Annotated in this window: 16 protein-coding genes; 8 read left to right on the top strand and 8 right to left on the bottom strand. The window is 62.2% G+C overall.

Going from position 1 to position 21053, the window contains the following annotated elements; all coding sequences use genetic code 11:
* Window positions 1-126: 126 nt before the first annotated feature.
* From nuoG to nuoN, 8 genes are all read left to right on the top strand, one after another.
* Window positions 127-2832 carry an NADH-quinone oxidoreductase subunit NuoG gene (nuoG, locus tag GYM54_RS00755; protein WP_181102248.1) on the top strand — a complete coding sequence of 902 codons (2706 nt, stop codon included), beginning with the start codon at window positions 127-129 and terminating at the stop codon, window positions 2830-2832.
* On the top strand, window positions 2829-3824 hold the full coding sequence (nuoH, locus tag GYM54_RS00750) for an NADH-quinone oxidoreductase subunit NuoH (RefSeq protein WP_181102250.1): 996 nt from the start codon (window positions 2829-2831) through the stop codon (window positions 3822-3824). Before nuoG ends, nuoH begins: the two co-directional genes overlap by 4 nt.
* Before the next feature lie 12 nt (window positions 3825-3836).
* Entirely contained in the window at window positions 3837-4385 is a 549-nt protein-coding gene (nuoI, locus tag GYM54_RS00745; protein ID WP_131648466.1) for an NADH-quinone oxidoreductase subunit NuoI, read from the top strand.
* Between the two features lie 70 nt (window positions 4386-4455).
* Window positions 4456-4956 (top strand): NADH-quinone oxidoreductase subunit J, encoded by a 501-nt coding sequence (gene nuoJ / locus GYM54_RS00740; RefSeq protein WP_058078281.1) that lies wholly within the window; start codon window positions 4456-4458, stop codon window positions 4954-4956.
* Window positions 4957-4959: 3 nt separating this feature from the next.
* On the top strand, window positions 4960-5268 hold the full coding sequence (gene nuoK / locus GYM54_RS00735; protein WP_131648465.1) for an NADH-quinone oxidoreductase subunit NuoK: 309 nt from the start codon (window positions 4960-4962) through the stop codon (window positions 5266-5268).
* Window positions 5265-7109, top strand: coding sequence for an NADH-quinone oxidoreductase subunit L (nuoL, locus tag GYM54_RS00730; RefSeq protein ID WP_197444594.1), 1845 nt, complete (start codon window positions 5265-5267; stop codon window positions 7107-7109). Before nuoK ends, nuoL begins: the two co-directional genes overlap by 4 nt.
* Before the next feature lie 22 nt (window positions 7110-7131).
* The gene (gene nuoM, locus GYM54_RS00725) at window positions 7132-8661 is read left to right on the top strand and encodes an NADH-quinone oxidoreductase subunit M (RefSeq protein ID WP_181102256.1); all 1530 of its coding nucleotides are present in this window, start codon (window positions 7132-7134) and stop codon (window positions 8659-8661) included.
* 7 nt (window positions 8662-8668) lie between these two features.
* Window positions 8669-10138: an NADH-quinone oxidoreductase subunit NuoN gene (nuoN, locus tag GYM54_RS00720; RefSeq protein WP_181102258.1), complete on the top strand. Its 1470-nt coding sequence runs from the start codon at window positions 8669-8671 to the stop codon at window positions 10136-10138.
* 309 nt (window positions 10139-10447) lie between these two features.
* Here the strand turns inward: nuoN and GYM54_RS00715 are convergent, their stop codons facing one another.
* The 8 genes from GYM54_RS00715 to GYM54_RS00680 all read right to left on the bottom strand — a co-directional run bounded on the left by GYM54_RS00715 (window position 10448) and on the right by GYM54_RS00680 (window position 20864).
* The gene (locus GYM54_RS00715; RefSeq protein WP_197444593.1) at window positions 10448-12802 is read right to left on the bottom strand and encodes an RND family transporter; all 2355 of its coding nucleotides are present in this window, start codon (window positions 12800-12802) and stop codon (window positions 10448-10450) included.
* A gap of 12 nt (window positions 12803-12814) precedes the next feature.
* Window positions 12815-13903: a YCF48-related protein gene (locus tag GYM54_RS00710; RefSeq protein WP_197444592.1), complete on the bottom strand. Its 1089-nt coding sequence runs from the start codon at window positions 13901-13903 to the stop codon at window positions 12815-12817.
* Between the two features lie 289 nt (window positions 13904-14192).
* A complete protein-coding gene (gene pepN, locus GYM54_RS00705) occupies window positions 14193-16850 on the bottom strand; it encodes an aminopeptidase N (RefSeq protein WP_197444591.1) in 2658 nt (885 codons plus the stop codon).
* Window positions 16851-16962: 112 nt separating this feature from the next.
* The gene (locus tag GYM54_RS00700) at window positions 16963-17796 is read right to left on the bottom strand and encodes a DUF2797 domain-containing protein (protein ID WP_131648458.1); all 834 of its coding nucleotides are present in this window, start codon (window positions 17794-17796) and stop codon (window positions 16963-16965) included.
* A complete protein-coding gene (locus GYM54_RS00695) occupies window positions 17796-18071 on the bottom strand; it encodes a YeaC family protein (RefSeq protein ID WP_181102268.1) in 276 nt (91 codons plus the stop codon). The genes GYM54_RS00700 and GYM54_RS00695 overlap by 1 nt, the downstream gene beginning before the upstream one ends.
* Window positions 18072-18141: 70 nt before the next feature.
* Window positions 18142-19017, bottom strand: a complete 876-nt coding sequence (locus GYM54_RS00690) for a rhomboid family intramembrane serine protease (RefSeq protein ID WP_197444590.1) — start codon at window positions 19015-19017, stop codon at window positions 18142-18144.
* The gene (locus GYM54_RS00685; RefSeq protein ID WP_131648455.1) at window positions 19018-19977 is read right to left on the bottom strand and encodes a metallophosphoesterase; all 960 of its coding nucleotides are present in this window, start codon (window positions 19975-19977) and stop codon (window positions 19018-19020) included.
* The gene (locus GYM54_RS00680; RefSeq protein ID WP_131648454.1) at window positions 19977-20864 is read right to left on the bottom strand and encodes an NAD(+) kinase; all 888 of its coding nucleotides are present in this window, start codon (window positions 20862-20864) and stop codon (window positions 19977-19979) included. The genes GYM54_RS00685 and GYM54_RS00680 overlap by 1 nt, the downstream gene beginning before the upstream one ends.
* Window positions 20865-21053 lie beyond the last annotated feature (189 nt).

Raw genomic sequence — 21053 nt, 5'->3', positions numbered from 1 at the left:
GACGCTGAAGGCTGAACGCTGGATGAAAGAGCCGTACGGCCTCATCCAGCCCTGATCTTCAACCTTCAGCGGACAAAAAGTTTCCTATTAGCCAGACCCGCGCAAGCGGGATGAGAAGACCTAGAAATGGCCACTATCCACGTAGACGGCAAAGACTACGAAGTCGATGGGGCGGACAACCTGCTGCAGGCCTGTCTGTCCCTCGGCCTCGACGTTCCCTATTTCTGCTGGCACCCGGCGCTGGGCAGTGTCGGCGCCTGCCGCCAGTGCGCGGTAAAGCAGTACAGCGACGAGAACGACACCCGCGGTCGCCTGGTCATGTCCTGCATGACGCCCGCCACCGACAACAGCTGGATCTCCATCGACGACGAGGAAGCCAAGGCCTTCCGCGCCAGCGTGGTCGAATGGCTGATGATCAACCACCCGCACGACTGCCCGGTGTGCGAGGAAGGCGGTCACTGCCACCTGCAAGACATGACGGTGATGACCGGCCACAACCAGCGCCGTTATCGCTTCACCAAGCGCACCCACCAGAACCAGGAACTCGGCCCGTTCATCGCCCATGAGATGAACCGCTGCATCGCCTGTTACCGCTGCACGCGCTACTACAAGGACTACGCTGGCGGCACTGACCTCGGCGTGTTCGGCGCCCACGACAACGTCTACTTCGGCCGCGTCGAAGACGGCGTGCTGGAAAGCGAGTTCTCCGGCAACCTCACCGAGGTCTGCCCCACCGGCGTGTTCACCGACAAGACCCACTCCGAGCGCTACAACCGCAAGTGGGACATGCAGTTCGCACCGAGCATCTGCCACGGCTGCGCCTCCGGCTGCAACATCAGCCCCGGCGAGCGCTACGGCGAAATTCGCCGCATCGAGAACCGTTTCAACGGCGAGGTGAACCACTACTTCCTCTGCGACCGCGGGCGCTTCGGCTACGGCTACGTCAACCGCAGCGATCGCCCACGCCAACCGCTGCTGGGCGCGGACAGTCTCGGCATCGACGCCGCCCTGGACAGCGCCGCCGAGCTGCTGCGCGGCAAGCGGGTGATCGGCATCGGCTCGCCACGCGCCAGCCTGGAAAGCAACCACGCCCTGCGTGCGCTGGTCGGTGCGGAAAACTTCTACAGCGGCATCGCCGCCGCCGAGCTGAAAAATATCCGGCTGATCCGCCAACTGCTGCAGAACGGCCCGCTGCCGGTGCCGACGATGCGAGACATCGAAAGCCACGATGCGGTGTTCATCCTCGGCGAAGACCTGACCCAGACGGCCGCGCGCATGGCGCTGGCCGTGCGCCAGGCCGCCAAGGGCAAGGCCACCGAGATCGCCACCTCGATGAAGATTCAGGACTGGCACATCGCCGCCGTGCAGAACGTTGCACAAGGCGCCCTGCATCCGGTGTTCATCGCCAGCGTCAGCGAAACCCGTCTCGACGACATCGCCGAACAGAGCGTGCACGCCGCGCCGGCCGATCTGGCCCGTCTCGGTTTCGCCGTGGCGCACGCCATCGACCCCAGCGCGCCGGCCGTTGACGGCCTGGAAGCCGAAGCTCGCGAGCTGGTGCAGCGGATCGCCGACGCCCTGCTCGCCGCCAAGCGCCCGCTGCTGATCAGCGGCGCCTCACTGGGCGAGAAGAGCCTGATCGAAGCCGCCGGCAACATTGCCCAGGCGCTGAAAAATCGCGAGAAGAACGCTTCGATCAGCCTCGTCGTGCCGGAAGCCAACAGCCTCGGCGTGACGCTACTCGGTGGCGAATCCGTGGATGTCGCGCTGGATGCGCTGATCGCCGGCGAGGCCGAGGCCGTGATCGTGCTGGAAAACGACCTCTACCGCCGCGCCGATCAGGCCAAGGTGGACAAGGCATTGGCCGCTGCCAAGGCCGTCATCGTCGCCGATCACCAGCAGACCGCCACCACGGCCAAGGCCCATCTGGTGCTGTCCGCCGCCAGCTTCGCCGAAGCCGATGGCACCCTGGTCAGTCAGGAAGGCCGCGCGCAGCGCTTCTTCCAGGTCTTCGAGCCCAGCTACTACGACGGCAAGATCCTGGTGCGCGAAGGCTGGCGCTGGATGCACGCGCTGCAGTGCACGCTGCAAGGCAAGGCAGTGGACTGGACCAATCTGGATCAGGCCACCGCCGATTGCGCCGCGGCCAACCCGCAGCTGCAGGGCATTCTGGCCGCCGCACCGCTTTCCTCGTTCCGCATCAAGGGCCTGAAAATGGCACGCGAGCCGCTGCGCTACAGCGGACGCACCGCCATGCGCGCCAACATCAGCGTGCACGAGCCGCGTCAGCCGCAGGACCAGGACTCGCCGTTCGCCTATTCCATGGAAGGTTATTCCGGCAGCAAAGAGGATCGCCAGCAGATTCCCTTCGCCTGGTCACCGGGATGGAACTCGCCACAGGCCTGGAACAAGTTCCAGGACGAGGTCGGCGGTCATCTGCGTGCCGGCGACCCCGGTGTGCGCCTGCTCGACGACGTCCGCCAGGATCTGGCCTGGAGATCCGCCCCCGCCGCTTTCGCCCCCGCGCTTGGCAGCTGGCAGGTGGTGCCGCTGCATCATCTGTTCGGCAGCGAGGAAACCACCGCGCTCGCCGCACCGATCCAGAGCCGCATCCCGCAGCCCTATGTCGCCCTGGCCGAAGCCGAAGCCGAGCGCCTTGGCATGGCCGAAGGCGAGCTGCTCAGCCTGCGGGTCGCCGATACACACCTGCAACTGCCGGTGCGCATCGATGAATCCCTGGGCCTCGGCCTCGTCGGTCTGCCGGTCGGCCTCGAAGGCATTCCGGTACTGAACGGCACCTGCCTGGCCACTGAACTGGAGGCGTCGCGATGAGTTGGCTGACTCCCGAAGTGATCGACGTGATCATCGCCGTCGTCAAGGCGCTGGTGATCATGCTGGCGGTGGTGGTGTGCGGCGCCTTGCTGAGCTTCGTCGAACGCCGCCTGCTGGGCTGGTGGCAGGATCGCTACGGCCCCAACCGGGTCGGGCCGTTCGGCATGTTCCAGATAGCTGCCGACATGCTGAAGATGTTCTTCAAGGAGGACTGGAATCCGCCGTTCTCCGACCGCCTTATTTTCACCCTGGCGCCGGTCGTGGCGATGAGTTCGCTGCTGCTGGCCTTCGTCATCGTGCCGGTCACCCCGACCTGGGGCGTGGCGGACCTGAACATCGGCCTGCTGTTCTTCTTCGCCATGGCTGGCCTGACCGTTTATGCGGTGCTGTTCGCCGGCTGGGCGAGCAATAACAAGTTCGCCCTGCTCGGCGCCCTGCGCGCCTCGGCGCAGACGGTGTCCTACGAGGTTTTCCTCGGTCTGTCGCTGATGGGCATCGTCGCCCAGGTCGGCTCGTTCAACATGCGCGACATCGTCGAGTACCAGCAGCAGAACCTATGGTTCATCATTCCGCAGTTCCTCGGCTTCTGTACCTTCTTCATCGCTGGCGTCGCGGTCACCCACCGTCATCCCTTCGACCAGCCGGAAGCCGAGCAGGAGCTCGCCGACGGTTACCACGTCGAGTACGCCGGGATGAAATGGGGCATGTTCTTCGTCGGCGAATACATCGGCATCGTCACCATCTCGGCGCTGCTGACCACGCTGTTCTTCGGCGGCTGGCATGGGCCATTCCTCGACACCCTGCCCTGGCTGTCGTTCTTCTGGTTCGCGATCAAGACCGCTTTCTTCATCATGCTGTTCGTGCTGTTGCGCGCCTCGCTGCCGCGCCCGCGCTACGACCAGGTGATGGCCTTCGGCTGGAAATTCTGCCTGCCGCTGACCCTGATCAACCTGCTGGTGACCGGCGCGCTCGTGCTGGCCGCGGCCCAGTAAGGAGAGAATTCGATGTTCAAGTACATTGGCGCGGTGCTGCACGGCACCTACACCCAACTGCGCAGCCTGGTGATGGTCTTCAGCCACGGCTTTCGCAAGCGCGACACCCTGCAGTACCCCGAAGAGCAGGTCTACCTGCCGCCGCGCTATCGCGGTCGCATCGTCCTGACCCGCGATCCCGACGGCGAAGAGCGCTGCGTGGCCTGCAACCTCTGCGCGGTGGCCTGCCCGGTGGGCTGCATCTCGCTGCAGAAGGCCGAAACCGATGAAGGCCGCTGGTATCCGGAGTTCTTCCGCATCAACTTCTCGCGCTGCATCTTCTGCGGCCTTTGCGAAGAAGCCTGCCCAACCAACGCGATCCAGCTCACCCCGGATTTCGAGATGGGCGAATACAAGCGCCAGGACCTGGTGTACGAGAAGGAAGACCTGCTGATTTCCGGCACGGGCAAGTATCACGACTACAACTTCTACCGCGTCTCGGGCCTGGCCATTGCCGGCAAACCGAAGGGCGCCGCGCAGAACGAGGCGGAGCCGATCAACGTCAAGGGGTTGTTGCCATGACGCGCTGTCTATTCGCAGGTTTCCCGCATGCCGGCTTCGCGCCGGACACCCATCGGTCGAGGATGCGTTGATGGAATTCGCCTTCTACTTTTCCGCCGGCGTGGCCGTGGTCGCCACCCTACGCGTGATCACCGGCAGCAATCCGGTGCACGCCCTGCTCTACCTGATCACGTCGCTGCTGGCCGTGTCGATGTGCTTCTTCGCCCTCGGCGCACCCTTTGCCGGCGCGCTGGAAATCATCGTCTATGCCGGCGCCATCATGGTGCTCTTCGTGTTCGTGGTGATGATGCTCAACCTGGGCCGTAACACCGCCGGCCAGGAACGCGCCTGGATGGCGCCGCGCGTCTGGATAGGCCCGTCGCTGCTGGCGGCGATCCTGTTGGCGCAGCTGCTCTGGGCCTTGTTCTCAGCGCCGGAATACGCACCGGCCGGCCTGACCACCGTCGGTCCCAAGGAGGTCGGCATCGCCCTGTTCGGGCCTTACCTGCTGGCCGTCGAGCTGGCCTCCATGCTGCTGCTGGCGGCGCTGGTCGCCGCCTTCCACCTGGGCCGCCACGAGGCGAAGGAGTAAGCCATGCATTCGATTCCAATGGAGCACGGCCTGGCCATCGCCGCCGTGCTGTTCTGCCTGGGGCTGGTCGGCCTGATGGTGCGTCGCAACATCCTGTTCATGCTAATGAGCCTGGAAGTGATGATGAACGCCACTGGCCTGGCCTTCGTCGTGGCCGGTAGCCGCTGGGCGCAGCCGGATGGGCAGATCATGTTCATCCTGGTGATCACCCTGGCCGCCGCCGAGGCCGCCATCGGCCTGGCGATCCTGCTGCAACTGTATCGCCGCTTCAACACCCTCGATGTCGATGCTGCAAGCGAGATGCGCGGATGAACCTACTATTCCTGACCTTCGCTTTCCCGCTGCTCGGCTACTTCCTGCTGGCCTTTTCGCGCGGGCGTATCTCCGAGAACCTGGCCGCCGTGATCGGTGTCGGTTCGATCGGCCTGTCGGCGTTAATCAGCGCCCTGTGCATCTGGCAGTTCAACACCTCCCCGCCCGAGGGCGGTGTGTTCAGCCAGCACCTGTGGCAGTGGCTGGACGTGGTCGGTTTCAGCGTCGCCTTCGGCCTGCATCTGGACGGTCTGTCGCTGACCATGCTCGGCGTGGTCACCGGCGTCGGCTTTCTGATCCACCTGTTCGCGAGCTGGTACATGCGCGGTGAAGAGGGATACTCGCGCTTCTTCGCCTACACCAACCTGTTCATCTTCAGCATGTTGCTGCTGGTGCTGGGCGACAACCTGTTGCTGCTGTACTTCGGCTGGGAAGGCGTGGGGCTGTGCTCCTACCTGCTGATCGGCTTTTATTTCAAGGAACGCAAGAACGGCAACGCCGCGCTCAAGGCCTTCATCGTCACCCGCGTCGGTGACGTGTTGATGGCCTTCGGCCTGTTCATCCTGTTCGTCCAGCTCGGCACGCTGAACATCCCGGAACTGCTGGCGCTGGCGCCGCAGAAGTTCGCCGAAGGCGATCTGTGGATCACCCTGGCGGCCCTGGCGCTGCTGGGCGGTGCGGTGGGCAAGTCTGCCCAGCTACCGCTGCAGACCTGGCTGGCAGACGCCATGGCCGGCCCGACGCCTGTCTCGGCACTGATCCACGCGGCGACCATGGTCACAGCGGGCGTCTATCTGATCGCCCGCACCCATGGCCTGTTCCTGCTGGCGCCGGACGTGCTGGAGCTGGTAGGCATCGTCGGTGGCGTCACCCTGGTGCTGGCCGGCTTCGCCGCGCTGGTGCAGACCGACATCAAGCGCATCCTCGCTTACTCGACCATGAGCCAGATCGGCTACATGTTCCTCGCCTTGGGCGTCGGCGCCTGGGACGCGGCGATCTTCCACCTGATGACCCATGCCTTCTTCAAGGCGCTGCTGTTCCTGGCCTCCGGTTCGGTGATCAACGCCTGCCATCACGAGCAGAACATCTTCAGGATGGGCGGACTGTGGAAGAAGCTGCCGCTGGCCTATGCCAGCTTCATCGTCGGCGGCGCGGCATTGGCGGCGCTGCCGCTGATCACCGCCGGCTTCTACTCCAAGGATGAAATCCTCTGGGAAGCCTTCGCCAGCGGCCACAGCGGCCTGCTCTACGCAGGTCTGCTCGGGGCCTTCCTGACCTCCCTGTACACCTTCCGCCTGATCTTCATCGCCTTCCACGGCGAGGCGAAGACCGAGGCGCACGCCGGTCGCGGTCTGGCCCACAACCTGCCGCTGGTAGTGCTGATCGTGCTGTCCACCTTCCTCGGCGCGATGATCTCGCCGCCGTTGTCTGGCGTGCTGCCACAGAGCGTCGGCCATGCCGGTGGCGAGGCCAAGCACAGCCTGGAGATCGCCTCCGGCGCCATCGCCCTGGCCGGCATTCTGCTCGCGGCGCTGCTGTTCCTCGGCAAGCGCGGCCTGGTCAGCGCCATCGCGCAAAGCGCACCGGGGCGTTTCCTGTCGGCCTGGTGGTACGCCGCCTGGGGCTTCGACTGGCTTTACGACAAGCTTTTCGTGCAGCCCTACCTCTGGCTCACCCGCCTGCTGGCGCGCGACCCCATCGACGCCACCATCGGATTGGTACCGCGTACGGCACGGGGCAGCCATGTGCTGCTCAGCCGCAGCGAAACCGGCCAGTTGCGCTGGTACGCCCTGTCCATCGTTGGCGGAGCCGTGCTGTTGCTCGGCATCGTTCTGCTCTGAATTTGCGCAAGGACTCGAAATCGTGATTCTGCCCTGGCTAATCCTGATTCCCTTCATCGGCGGCCTGCTCTGCTGGTTCGTCGAACGTTTCGACAAGAGCATGCCGCGCTGGATCGCCCTGCTCACCATGACGCTGTTGCTCGCGCTTGGCCTCTGGCTATGGGCGGGCGGCAATTACCAGCTCGCCCCTGCGCCTGGCGCAGAGGCCAACTGGGCCGTGGAATTCAAGCACGTCTGGATCGAGCGCTTCGGCATCAACCTGCACCTGGCACTCGATGGCCTGTCGCTGCTGATGATCATGCTCACCGGCCTGCTCGGCGTGCTCTCGGTGCTCTGCTCCTGGAAGGAAATCCAGCGCCACGTCGGCTTCTTCCACCTCAACCTGATGTGGATTCTCGGCGGCGTGGTCGGGGTGTTCCTCGCACTGGATCTGTTCCTGTTCTTCTTCTTCTGGGAAATGATGCTGGTGCCGATGTACTTCCTCATCGCGCTCTGGGGTCACAGCTCGGAAGGCAAGCGCTCGCGGATCAACGCGGCGACCAAGTTCTTCATCTACACCCAGGCCAGCGGCCTGATCATGCTGGTGGCCATTCTCGGCTTGGTGCTGGCCAACTTCTACAACACCGGAGTGCTGACCTTCGACTACGAGCTGCTGCTCCAGGCCGACCTGGCGCCGGGCGTCGAGTACCTGCTGATGCTGGGCTTCTTCATCGCCTTCGCGGTGAAATTCCCCATCGTGCCGCTGCATTCCTGGCTTCCCGATGCCCACGCCCAGGCGCCTACCGCCGGCTCTGTCGACCTGGCGGGGATTCTGCTGAAGACCGCCGCCTACGGCATGATCCGCTTCGCTCTGCCGCTGTTTCCCGAAGCCTCGATGGACTTCGCGCCCATCGCCATGGGCCTCGGCCTGCTCGGCATCTTCTACGGTGCAGTGCTGTCGTTCGCGCAGACCGATATCAAGCGTCTGATCGCCTATTCCAGCGTCTCGCACATGGGCTTCGTGCTGATCGGCATCTATTCGGGCAGCGAGCTCGCCCTGCAAGGCGCGGTGGTGCTGATGATCGCTCACGGTCTCTCGGCTGCAGCGTTGTTCATCCTCAGCGGCCAGCTCTATGAACGCCTGCACACGCGTGACATGCGCGAAATGGGCGGCCTATGGTCGCGCCTGCCATGGCTGCCGCCGCTGAGTCTGTTCTTCGCCGCCGCCTCGCTGGGCCTGCCCGGCACCGGCAACTTCATCGGTGAGTTCGTGGTGCTGTTCGGCGCCTTCGCCAATTCGCCATGGGTCGTGGTGATCGCCACCTTCGGTCTGGTGCTGTCGTCCATTTACTCGCTGGCGATGATCCACCGCGCCTATTTTGGCCCGACCAAGGCCGAAGGGCTACTACGCGGCCTGGACGCACGCGAGATAGGAATGGTGCTGTTGCTGGCCGTACTGCTGGTGCTGCTCGGCGTCTATCCGCAGCCGGTGTTCGACACCTCGCTCGCCACCATGAACGGTGTGCAGCAATGGATCGATACCGCTTTCACCCCAACAGTTTCGGCCCGGTAGTCTCGCCATGGAATTCACACAGCAACACTTCATCGCCCTGCTGCCTTTGCTGATCACTGGCGCCACCGCTATCGCGGTGATGCTGGCCATCGCCTGGCGACGCAATCACGGGCTCAGTTTCATCGTCACCTCGATAGGCCTGACGCTCGCCCTGTTATCCATTGTGCCTGCACTGCGGGTCGCCCCATTGGATGTGACGCCACTGCTGCGGCTGGACGCCTTCGCCTACTTCTACAGCGCCGTGGTACTGGTCGCGACACTGGCCTGCGTGACCCTGGCCCACGCCTACCTGGGCGAGAAAGCCGGCTCCGAGGGTTTTCCGGGTAATCGAGAAGAGCTCTATCTGTTGATGACCCTGTCGGCAGCAGGCGGGCTGGTGCTGGTCAGCGCGCAGCACCTGGCCGGGTTCTTCATCGGCCTGGAGCTGCTCTCGGTACCGGTTTACGGGCTGGTCGCCTACGCGTTCTTCAACAAGCGCTCGCTGGAAGCCGGCATCAAGTATGTGGTGCTTTCCGCCGCCGCCAGCGCCTTCCTGCTGTTCGGCATGGCGCTGCTCTACGCTGAGTCGGGCAGCCTAAGCTTTGCCGGTATCGGCGCCAGCCTGGCTGCGCAAGGCTCGTCGCCACTGGTGCAGGCCGGCATCGGCATGATGTTGATCGGCCTCGGCTTCAAGCTCTCGCTGGCTCCCTTCCACCTGTGGACGCCGGACGTCTACGAAGGCGCGCCGGCTCCGGTGGCGACCTTCCTGGCCACCGTCAGCAAGGTGGCGGTGTTCGCCGTGCTGCTGCGCCTGTATCAGCTGTCGCCGGCCACAAGCGGTGGCTGGCTGAACGACGCGCTGAGCCTGATCGCCATCGCCTCGATCCTGATCGGCAACCTGCTGGCATTGAACCAGAGCAACCTCAAGCGGCTGCTGGGTTATTCGTCCATCGCCCATTTCGGCTACCTGCTGGTGGCGCTGATCGCCAGCAAGGGGCTCGCGGTGGAAGCCATCGGCGTGTACCTGGTGACCTATGTGCTGACCACCCTAGGCGCCTTCGGCGTGATCACCCTGATGTCGAGCCCCTACAACGGGCGCGATGCCGATGCGCTCTATGAATACCGCGGGCTATTCTGGCGGCGCCCCTACCTCACCGCCGTGCTCACCGTGATGATGCTGTCGCTGGCTGGCATTCCGCTGACGGCAGGCTTCATCGGCAAGTTCTACGTGATCGCCTCCGGTGTCGAATCCCAACTGTGGTGGTTGCTGGGCGCGCTGATCATCGGCAGCGCTGTGGGCCTGTTCTATTACCTGCGGGTGATGGTGACGCTGTACCTGGTCGAACCAGGCATTCGCCGCCACGACGCGCCGATCAATTGGGGGCAGCGCGCGGGCGGCATCATGTTGCTGGCGATTGCCCTGCTTGCGTTCTTCCTCGGAGTTTATCCGCAGCCGTTGCTGGAGCTGGTGCAGCAGGCGGGGTTCGCTGCGCTCTGACACGCTCGATCTAGAAGCAGAACGCCCCAGCTCGGGGCGTTCTGCTTTCTGCGGATCGTAAGCTCTCTCTCTCAACTCCTTTGTGATGTCGATCAGTCCGACAGACGCTCGCGCAACTCATGCATCTGCTAGCTGCCAAGCAGACCGCATCTAGCGATGTGGTTTTCATGTTGCATACAGCGCTGGTTTTTCGTAACCGTTTCTACGCTTCTAGTGGGGCGCACCCAGACGCTTCGCATCACGGAACCGAGCACTTCCGCAAAAAAAAACCGCGACCCAAGGGCCGCGGTTTTGCTTACTGCCGAAGCATCACACCTTCTGCTGCAGCTTTTCCGGTTTGATCAGGAAGCGCGCCAGGGCTGGCAGCAGCCAAATCGCGCCGACCATGTTCCAGAGGAACATGAAGGTGAGCATCAGGCCCATGTCCGCCTGGAACTTGATCGCTGAGAACACCCAGGTGAACACGCCGATCGCCAGGCAGACGCCGGTGAAGATCACCGCCTTGCCAGTGGATTTCAAGGTCTGATAGTAGGCTTCCTGCAACGTCATGCCTTGACGCAAATACGTCTCCAGCCGGCTATAGATGTAGATGCCGTAATCCACACCGATACCCACGCCCAAGGCGATCACTGGCAGTGTTGCTACCTTTACGCCAATGCCCATGAAAGCCATCAGCGCATTGCCGAGGATCGAGGTCAGCACCAGCGGCAGAATCACGCAGAGCGTCGCGGCAACGGAGCGGAACGTCAGCAGGCACATGAAGCTCACCGCCGCGTAAACCGCGATCAACATAGTGGTTTCGGAGGCTGCGATGACTTCGTTGGTAGCCGCTTCGATACCGGCGTTACCGGCAGCGAGGACAAACTCCAACCCTTCACGGTTGTTCTCCTCGGCGAACTCACGCGCCGCGGCTACGACGTGCTCCAGCGTTTCAGCCTTGTGGTCGTTGAGGAACACCAGTACCGGCGCCAACGAGCAATCACCGTTATACATGCCCTCGGCACGAGCGATGGAGCTGTTCAGGACGAACTGGTTACGCGACAGGGTTTCCCATTTCAGGCTGCCCTCGTTCATGCCCTTGATGCTCTGCCGCGCGACCGTGACCATCGACACCGCCGACTGCACGCCCTCGGTGTTCTCCATCTTCCACATCAGCTCGTCCATGGCGGCGAGCGTGTCGTAATGGGCACAGCCTTCAGGCGCCGTCTTGACCATTACCACCAGCACGTCGGAGCTGGTCGAGTAGTTGCGGATGACGAAGTCATTGTCCAGGTTGTAGCGCGAATCCGGGTGCAGTTCCGGTGCGCCCTGGTCGAGATCGCCGATCTTCAGGTTCTGGCCGTACCAGAGCCCCCCGCCCACGGCGAGCAAAGCAATGACGATGGAAATCGGCGCGACCACCGGGTTGGCGAAATTCGACAGCAACCGCCAGAACGGGTGGTTGCGCGCCGCTTCCTCACGCGCCTGTTTAACTGAGCGCTGGCTGATACCCATGTAGGAAATCGCAACCGGCAGCAGGATCAAGTTGGTCAGGATGATCACCGCCACGCCCAGCGAAGCGCCAATCGCCAACTCGCGAATCACACCGATATCGATCAGCAGCAGCGTCACGAAACCAACGGCATCAGACGCCAGTGCCACCATGCCGGGGATGAACAACTGACGGAACGCCATGCGTGCAGCCGCCAGCGGATCATCGGTTTCGCCCGAAGCCATGGCGATGCCGTTGATCTTCTGAACACCGTGGGAAATACCGATGGCGAACACCAGGAACGGCACCAGCATCGAATAGGGATCGAGCCCGAAGCCCAGCGTGTGCAGCAAGCCGAGCTGCCAGGCCACGGCGATCAGCGTAGTCACCACCACCGCGATGGTGCTCTTGAAGCAGCGGGTGAACCACAGCAGCAGCGCTAGCGTGATGCCGATAGCAACGAAGAAGAACAACGCGACACCGACCAGCCCATCGATCAGATCGCCCACCTTCTTGGCGAAACCGATGATGTGGATGTCCACATTCGGGTTCTGCGCTTCGTACTTGTCGCGAATCTTCTCTTCGAGCTCGTGGGAAAACGCCTGGTAGTCGAGGGTGATCTGCTTGCTACGGTCATCAGGATCCGAGTAGAACTCCATCAGCGGCACGTCGATGATGCTGGACTTGAAGTCGTTGGCCACCAGACGCCCGATCTGACCGGACTTGAGGATGTTGTTGCGCAAATCGTCGAGGCTTTCAGGCGAGCCGTCATAGGTCTGCGGAATGACTTCACCGCCGGCGAAGCCCTGCTCCGTCACCTCGGTCCAGCGAACGCTCGGGCTCCACAGCGACTTCATGTTCGAGCGGTCGACGCCTTGGATATAGAAGACTTCGTCATGGATCTGACGCAGCGTCTCCATGTACTCCTTGGAGAAGATGTCGCCATCCTTCGCCGCCACGGAGATACGCACCGTGTTGCCCAGGTTGGCCAGATCATCACGATGCTGGAGCATGTTCTGAATGTAGGGATGCCCCAGCGGAATCATCTTCTCGAAACTGGTCGAAGGACGGACCTGAGCAGCCTGGTAGAACAGGAATACGCTGATCAACAGGCAGACAAGGATCACTGCCGGTCGATTGTTGAAAATCAGGCGTTCTAGAAAGGACGCCGGCTTCTGCTGATGCTTGGTCATGTTGGCTCCGGCTTATTGTTGTTGTGCGGGCAAGTTGGCGCCGGTCGGCGAAACGACCCTGACGCCGCTCTGCCCGACGAGGACCAGATTGCCGTCCGGGTTGGAGACGACGCCTGACAGTGAGCGTCGATCCGGGCGACTGAACAGCTTGAAGCTCCGTCCTTGATCCTCGCTACTAAGCACGGTGCCGCCGTGGCCGACCACGACGATACGACCATCCGGCAGCAGATTGCCGTCCGCTAGCCCCGACTCAAGGGCATCGCTTCCGTCGAGCAGATCGATCGCTTGCCAGCTATCACCGAAGTCGGCGGAACGGAACAGATGACCGCGCAGACCAAACGCCACGACCACTCCGGGTTCGCCGCCGCTCACGACGCCGAACAAGGATCCCTGATAGGGCGACTCGACGCGCTCCCAGGTCTCACCCATGTCGCTGGAACGGAACATTCCGCCCATTTCGCCAACGACGAACAGACCCGCGTCCTGAATGTGGGTGATGGCGTTCAAGTGGGCGCCGTCCTCGTTGTCGAGGCGATCAGCAACATCTTCCCAATTCTGGCCGCCGTCAGTGGTTTCCAGCAGCACGCCATAAGCACCCGTGGCGAAGCCGTGCTCCGAATTTTCGAACCAGACGTCAAGTAAAGGCACTTCGCCTTCGCGATTTTCGTATTGCTGCGTCCAGGTTTCACCGCCATCGCTGGTCGCCAGGATCAACGCGTCGTGGCCGACCGCCCAGCCATGTTTGTCATCGACGAAATAAACAGCCGTGAGCATCTGACGGGTCGGAACCTTGGCCTGAGACCACGTAGCGCCGGCGTCATCGGAAAAGAGGATATGCCCGCGATCACCAGCCGCGACCAAGCGCTTACCCGCATAAGTAATATCGAGCAGGAGAGCCGATGCGGCCTTCTCCGATTCGATCGCATAGCGGGTCGCTGACTCAGCGCTTTGCGCATGAGCGGGAGCGGTGGCGAGAAACAGGATGGATAGAACACTGCAGAGCGAGAGCGTTCTTGCAAGCGGCGAATACTTGAAATTCGACTTGCGGGATGTTTTTTCCGCACGGCCGAACCGGGTGCGCCACATGACGGGCTCACTCATACATACCCCCTTTATTCTTATTAAGGTAAGACCTGCGTTAAGTACCAGGCGGAGCCATGCTATAGGGCTTTCGAAAGCGGCGGCAATTGCCTGGACGTTATGTTTTGTTAAGCCAGGCTGATTGATGTTGCTTGATTAGCAGGCTTTATGGCACGGCATCTCACCGCCGCTTTACATTCCGTTTCACGAAAACGATCCGATCTCCGATGAGTACCCCCCAAAGAACGAATCCCGTGACATCGCACGGGATTCGGGGTGGTTCATATCACCTTGCAGGCGCTGCAGCGTGTCAGGCGAGGCTCTTGCTGACCACCTCGTAGACATCGCTGGACAGCTCGCCCGAGGCCAGAATCCGTTCCAGCTCGCCCTTCATCAGGCCCTGCCGACCGGCGTCGTACTTGCGCCAGCGGGTCAGCGGCGCCAGCAGACGCGAGGCGATCTGCGGATTGAGCCCGTTCAATACGATGATCTGATCGGCCAGGAACCGATAACCGGCACCATCGGCGCGATGGAAGTTGACCAGGTTCTGGTTGGCAAAGGCGCCGATCAAGGCGCGGACCTTGTTCGGGTTCTTCAGCGTGAACGCCGGATGCTGCATCAAGTGCTGAACACGTTCCAGCCCGCCCGGCTGGGTGTTGCCGGCCTGCACGCTGAACCACTGATCCATCACCAGCGGGTTGTCCTTGAAGTTTTCGGCAAAGGCTTCAAGTGCCTTGTCGCGCTCAGACTCGAAACCCGAGTTGACCAGCACGGCCAGCGCAGTCAGGCGCTCGGTCATGTTGTCGACCTCCTCGAACTGCTCGACGCAGGCGGCCACCACTTCGGGCTTGCCGCTGAGCATCAGATACGACAAGGCGATGTTCTGTAGAGCACGACGGGCAAAGTGGCTGGCTTCGGCAATATAAGGCGTCTGCCGGGACAGCTCGCGGTTGGCCTGGTAGCGCTTCCAGAACAGGTCGAACAACGCTGTAGCGATACCTTGGCGAGCAAAGTCGCGCGCCGCGTGAATGGCATCGACATCCGCCACCTCGCTGATCTCGGTGAGGTAGGCCTCGCTCGGCAGCGACAGCATTTCGGCGACCATCGCTGGATCGAGACTTTCGTCCTCCAGCAGGCTGCGCAACGCCTCGACCAGACGCTGATCCAGCTGCAGCGCTTCGCCGCGCTGATGCTGTCCGATCATCTCCTGCAACACCTGAACCGACAGTTGCTGACCGGCCTCCCAGCGGTTGAAACCGTCGGAATCGTGCTGCATCAGGAACATCAGCTGATCGCGGCTGTACGGAAATTCAAGCTTCACCGGCGCGGAGAAACCGCGCAGCAACGAGGGCAACGGCTGCTCGGGAACGTCGACGAAGGTGAACGTCTGTTCGGCCTGATCGACTGCCAGCACGCGAGTGGTCCCGACGGCGGCATCCTCGCCTTGCAGGCGCAGCGCAATCTCGTTGCCCTGGCCGTCCAGCAGGCCCAGCGAAACAGGGATCACGAATGCCAGCTTCTCGCTCTGGCCCGGCGTCGGCGGGCAGCTTTGGCGGAAGGTCAGGCTATAGGTCTTCGCGGCAGCATCGTATTGCTCGCTGACGGCGAGGCGCGGCGTGCCGGCCTGGCTGTACCAGCGCTTGAACTGGGTCAGGTCGGCACCGTTGGCGTCTTCCATGGCCTTGACGAAATCATCGACGGTCACGGCCTGGCCGTCATGGCGCTCGAAGTAGAGATCGCTGCCCTTGCGGAAGCCCTCCTCGCCCAGCAGCGTCTGGATCATGCGCACCACCTCGGCACCCTTCTCGTACACGGTCAGGGTGTAGAAGTTGGAGATCTCGATGAATGACTCGGGGCGAACCGAGTGGGCCATCGGCCCGGCATCTTCAGCGAACTGATGGGTACGCAGGTAGGACACGTCCTCGACGCGCTTGACTGTTTCCGAATTCATGTCGGAGGAGAACTGCGCATCGCGAAAGACAGTGAAACCTTCCTTGAGCGACAGCTGGAACCAGTCGCGGCAGGTCACACGGTTGCCGGTCCAATTATGAAAGTATTCGTGGGCAACGATCGCCTCGACCCGCTGATGTGCGGCGTCGGTGGCGGTTTCCGCTCGAGCCAGCACGGCGCTGGAGTTGAAGATGTTTAGGCCCTTGTTCTCCATCGCACCCATGTTGAAGTCGTTGACCGCGACGATCATGAAGATGTCCAGATCGTACTCGCGACCGTAGGCCTCTTCATCCCACTTCATCGATTTCTTCAGGCTGTCCATGGCGTGCTGGCATTTGTCGATATTCTCCGGCTCGACGTAAATACGCAGCGCTACCTCGCGGCCGCTCATGGTGGTGAAGCTGTCCTCAACGCACCACAGATCACCGGCCACCAGTGCGAACAAATAAGCCGGCTTCTTGAACGGATCTTCCCAGGTCGCCCAGTGGCGGCCGTCGTCCTCTTCGCCGCTGGCGATCGGGTTGCCGTTGGACAGCAGGATTGGATAGGCATGCTTCTCGGCGCTGACCGTGGTGGTGAACTTGCTCATCACATCCGGGCGATCAAGGTAATAGGTGATCTTGCGGAAGCCCTCGGCCTCGCATTGGGTGCAGAACATGCTGCCGGATTTGTAGAGGCCTTCCAGCGCGGTGTTGCTCTCCGGATGGATGACCACGGTGCTGTCGAGCGTGAAGCTGGCAGCGTCGGGCTGCAGGGTCAGGCTTTCCTCGGCGATCTCGTAATCACCGAGGCCGAGCTGGCGGTCGTTCAGCGACAGGGACATCAGTTCGAGATCCTGGCCGTGCAACTGCAACGGCGGCAGGCCGGCGCCCGCTTCAGGATTGCGGCGCATTACCAGTTGCGCATGCACCAGGGTGCGGTCTTCGTACAGTTCGAAGGTCAGGTGTGTTTCATCGATCAGGTACTCGGGCGCCTGATAATCCTTGAGATGAATGACTTTCGGTTGTTCGGTGCGCATCGATAAAAGCCTCTTCGAGGCAGCTACAAGCCGCAAGCTTGAAGCTGCAGGTAAATGTGCCGTGACTGCCTCCGACGCCCGGAATCAAGCCTTCGCGGGTCAAGCTTGAAGTTTACGGCGTGCAGCTTGCGGCTATTTGATAAGCGGTGAACTTGCGGATGTTGATCACGCCGGTGTCCAGGATCAGGTATTGACCCTTGATGCCGCGCAGGGTGCCTTCAACAACGGGCGTCTTTTCCAAGTCTAGACTGACGATCTTGGTCGGGTAGGCATCGACCGGGTAACGGATCTCCAATACCTCGGCGTCCGCCACTGGCTGGATTGCCTGTAACCCATAGCGCTGCTGCAGGCCCCGCAGGCCTTCGGCGCAGGCATCGAATATTTGCTCGCGAATCTCGATCAGGTCGATGGGCTCGGCATCCCCCTTGAGCAGCGCGCGCCAATTGGTGCGATCAGCCACCTGGCTGCGCAACAGGTCTTCGACCATGCCCGACTGCTGGCGAGTAGCGACACGCATGATCGGCAGCGCCTGGCTCGCGCCCTGGTCGAGCCAACGGGTCGGCAACTGCGTGGCGCGAGTGATGCCCACTTTGATACCTGACGAGTTGGCCAGATAGACCACGTGGTCGGTCATGCAGAAGTCCATGCCCCACTGCGGATCGCGGCAAGTGCCGAAATCGTGGTGGCATTTTTCCGGACTCATGATGCAGATGTCGCACTGCGGGAGCTTCTTGAAGCAGGGATAGCAATAGCCCTGGCTGAAACTCTTGTTGGTCTTGCGTCCGCAATGCGTGCAATTGATGGCGCCGAGGTACTCCAGCCGCAGGGTCTTGCCGATCAGCGGATTGACGGGCACCAGTTCGTCGTTCAGACGGAAGGAATATTGCGCTTGGGCACCCAGCTGAATTGACATCTTGCTCAGGGCGCCGCGTCCTAGCTCCAACATCAGTGACGGGTCCCGGAAGCAGGTGCGAACAGACTGGTGTCGATCGGCGCCTTGCTCTTGCTCTTGGAGGCGCATTCATCACCGCCCATATAACCGGTGCGCTCTTCTTCCGGCAGGTTCTGGATTTCCCAGGCGATCATCGCGCCGAGGCAGGTTTCCTTCTGCTCGGGCGTCAGCTTGCGACCGTCGCTCCACTTGCCCAGCTCGACGGCAGTTTTCAGGTTTTCGTAGATTTCGGGGGTGATGTTTTCGATGGCTTCGATAAAGGACGACATGGCCGGCTCCCGGGGAAACAAGCGCGCATTCTACCGAGCGCCGCTGCTTTAGGGAAAAACGATCAGCCTTTCAGTTGCCTTGGCCCGCGGCCCTGCGGCGCGCCAGCAGCCCACCAAGGATACCGGTCAGGCACCCAGCGACCAGCCCGCCGACGTGGGCCGCGTTAGCGATCGCCAATGCACCGAAGCTCACCACTTCGATCACCCCGGTCAGGCATACCACCAGCCAGATCAGCATCAGCACCACCACACCGGGCGGCAGTCGGTAGGCTTCGTCCGGCGACAGCTTCTGGAACAGCCAGCAGTGGCCGAGCAGCCCGTACAAGACGCCGGACAACCCGCCAAAGATGCTCGGCCCGCCGAACAGGTATTGCGCCAGGTTGGACACGACGCCGAACAGCAGCGTGAACCCGAACAGCATCAGCGCGCCCTGGCGATATTCGATGCGCCGCCCCAGCTCCCAGTACCACATGGAATTCATCGCCAGATGCAGGAAGCCGAAGTGCACGAAGATCGGCGTCACCAGCCGCCACCACTGCCCTTCTGCGAGGGTCTGTTCGAGCGTCGCGAAATAGGCGTATTCGCCGTCGATGCGGAAATCGCTGAAGCTGAACCAGCGAATGGTCTCGAAATTTTCGCCGAGCATGGTGATCGCCGCCGCGATCAGCGTCAGCAGCAACACCGCGGCGGTCAGCGGACTGCGGCGCAGGCTGGCGACGAATCCCCCACCGCGGCGTGGCGGTTGCTCGGCGACGACCGCGCCGTCGCCTTGCGGGTAACGCTGATAGAGTTCACGAACTTGCTCGGCGGTTTCCGCCGGCACGCGCAGTACCTGCTCACCCGACTCTTCGGAGACGCGACAAGGCACCTGCAGGCGCCGCAACAGCGCGACGAAACCACTCAAGTCTTCGGATAACGGCAGGCGCAACGCCTCGACAACCACCATCTAGCGCTCCACATTCACCCAGACGAATTTCGCCGGGTCGAGTCGGGTTTCCTGGTCGAGCCGGTAGGCGACCAGCTTGCCGTATTTCACCGCACTGTAATCCAGGCAAGCCAGGTTATGGCGTATGGGCGCGGGCTCGCCGCTACGCCAGTAATGCCCGACGAACAGCAGCGGATCGTCGGGCCCGTACAGGAACAAGCGGCTCTTCTGGCTTTCGCTAAGCGGCAGGCACGCCGCCTTTTCCGGCAGACCGTCGGGCTGGAACACGATATCGCCGTAGGTCCTGGGGTTCTCTTCCCAGAACTTGGTGCGGAAGAAGCTGCGAGTGAATCCCTCGGCGCTGGTCAGCGTCAGGCCCTGGGGCAGCGGCATGTCGGTGCCCCGCAGTAGACGGTCCAGTGCCTTGGCCGCGAATCCGTCACTGAACGCGGCATCGCGCAAGAATTCTGGATCGACACAGCCGTGGCTCAAACGCTGGCGAAGCTGATCGATGACGGCGTTATCCCAGCAGGCGTGAACCACGCGGAAACGCTCGCTCTGAAGAAATAACGGCAGCTCCATGAACCACTCGCGAAACGCCCGCCATTCATCCGGATAGTGTTCGAACTGCTGGAAGGTCTCCTGCAGCAGCGTCTCGTAGCGCGGGGTATGTTCGCGAACGAAGGTCTTGCCGCTTTCCGGCGGTGCCGGGGTGTACCAGCCCAGTGCGTTGAATTCGTGGTTGCCCATGATGCAGTAGGCCTGTTCCGCCTCGACCATCGCATGCACCAAATGCAACGCCTCACGAATGCGTGGGCCGCGGTCGATGATGTCGCCGAGAAAGATCACTTGTCGGCGCGGATGCCGCCACACATCGCCATGCCGGCGATAGCCGAGCTGATCAAGCAGCCGCTCCAGGGTACGAGCGCAACCATGTACGTCCCCGATGAGGTCGTAGCTGCGCTCCGGATCGACGATCACTATTCCCCTCCACCGAGGCGGCTGCCCCAGCCAAGCTTGGTGCGGCAGACCTCGTAATAATTGTGGTCCAGCGGATGGATCAGGTGCAGCTTCTGCGGCTTCTTGCGCACCGTGACGGTATCGCCCGGCGCGCAAGTGAAATGGTTCTGGCCGTCACAGGAGACCTGCGGATAGATCTGCATGTTCGGCGATACCACGATCTTCAGCTCGCTGTTGCCATCCACCACGATCGGCCGGCTAGACAGGGTATGTGGATACATTGGCACGACGACGATTGCATCCAGCCGAGGGTGCATGATCGGCCCACCAGCAGACAGCGAGTAGGCCGTGGAGCCGGTGGGCGTGGCGATGATCAGGCCATCGGCCTTCTGGCTGCAGACGAACTGGCCGTCGATGTACAGCTCGAACTCGATCATTCGGGTCGACTTGCCTGGATGCAGCACCACGTCGTTGAGCGCGTCGCCTTCTCCGATGGACTCCTCGAAGCGCCTGACCTGAGCTTCGAGCAGGAAGCGATTTTCCAGGGTGTATTGCCCACGCAGCACTTCAGCAACCTTCTCTTCCAGCTCGTCGGGGCGAATATCGGTGAGGAAGCCAAGGCTGCCACGGTTGATTCCAAGCACCGGGACACGATGCTTGGCCAGCGCTCGCGCCGCGCCAAGCAAGCTGCCGTCACCGCCGACGACAATCACCAGATCACAAGAGTCGCCCAGCCGTTGCCGCGACGAGGTCTGCATGCCATGCCCCGGCAACACCTCGGCGATGTTTTCTTCGAGAATGACGTGCAGGTGGCGCTCCACGAGGAATTTCTTCAGTCGGCGAATGGTGTCCAGCACCTGGGAACTGCCCAGGCGGCCGATGATGCCGATGTTGCGGAACTGGTCCATTGAAGCTCCCTGATAGCGTGGCGGGTAACAGGCCGGCACGCATCGAGCGGTAGCGGGCCGGGCAGAGCCTAACAGGCTCTAGATTGGTGTCGCGCGGGCGCGTTTGAGTTCAACACCGCGTTAGCGGACCCCGTTGCGGTGCGGCGCGAGGATTATGGGCGAAAGGCCAGAGGCGCAGCAAACCATCCC

The sequence above is a fragment of the Pseudomonas sp. MTM4 genome, assembly GCF_019355055.1.
Lineage (GTDB): Bacteria > Pseudomonadota > Gammaproteobacteria > Pseudomonadales > Pseudomonadaceae > Stutzerimonas.
The sequence above is the reverse complement of the archived record's forward strand: the minus strand, read 5'-3'. Positions and strand labels throughout refer to the sequence as shown.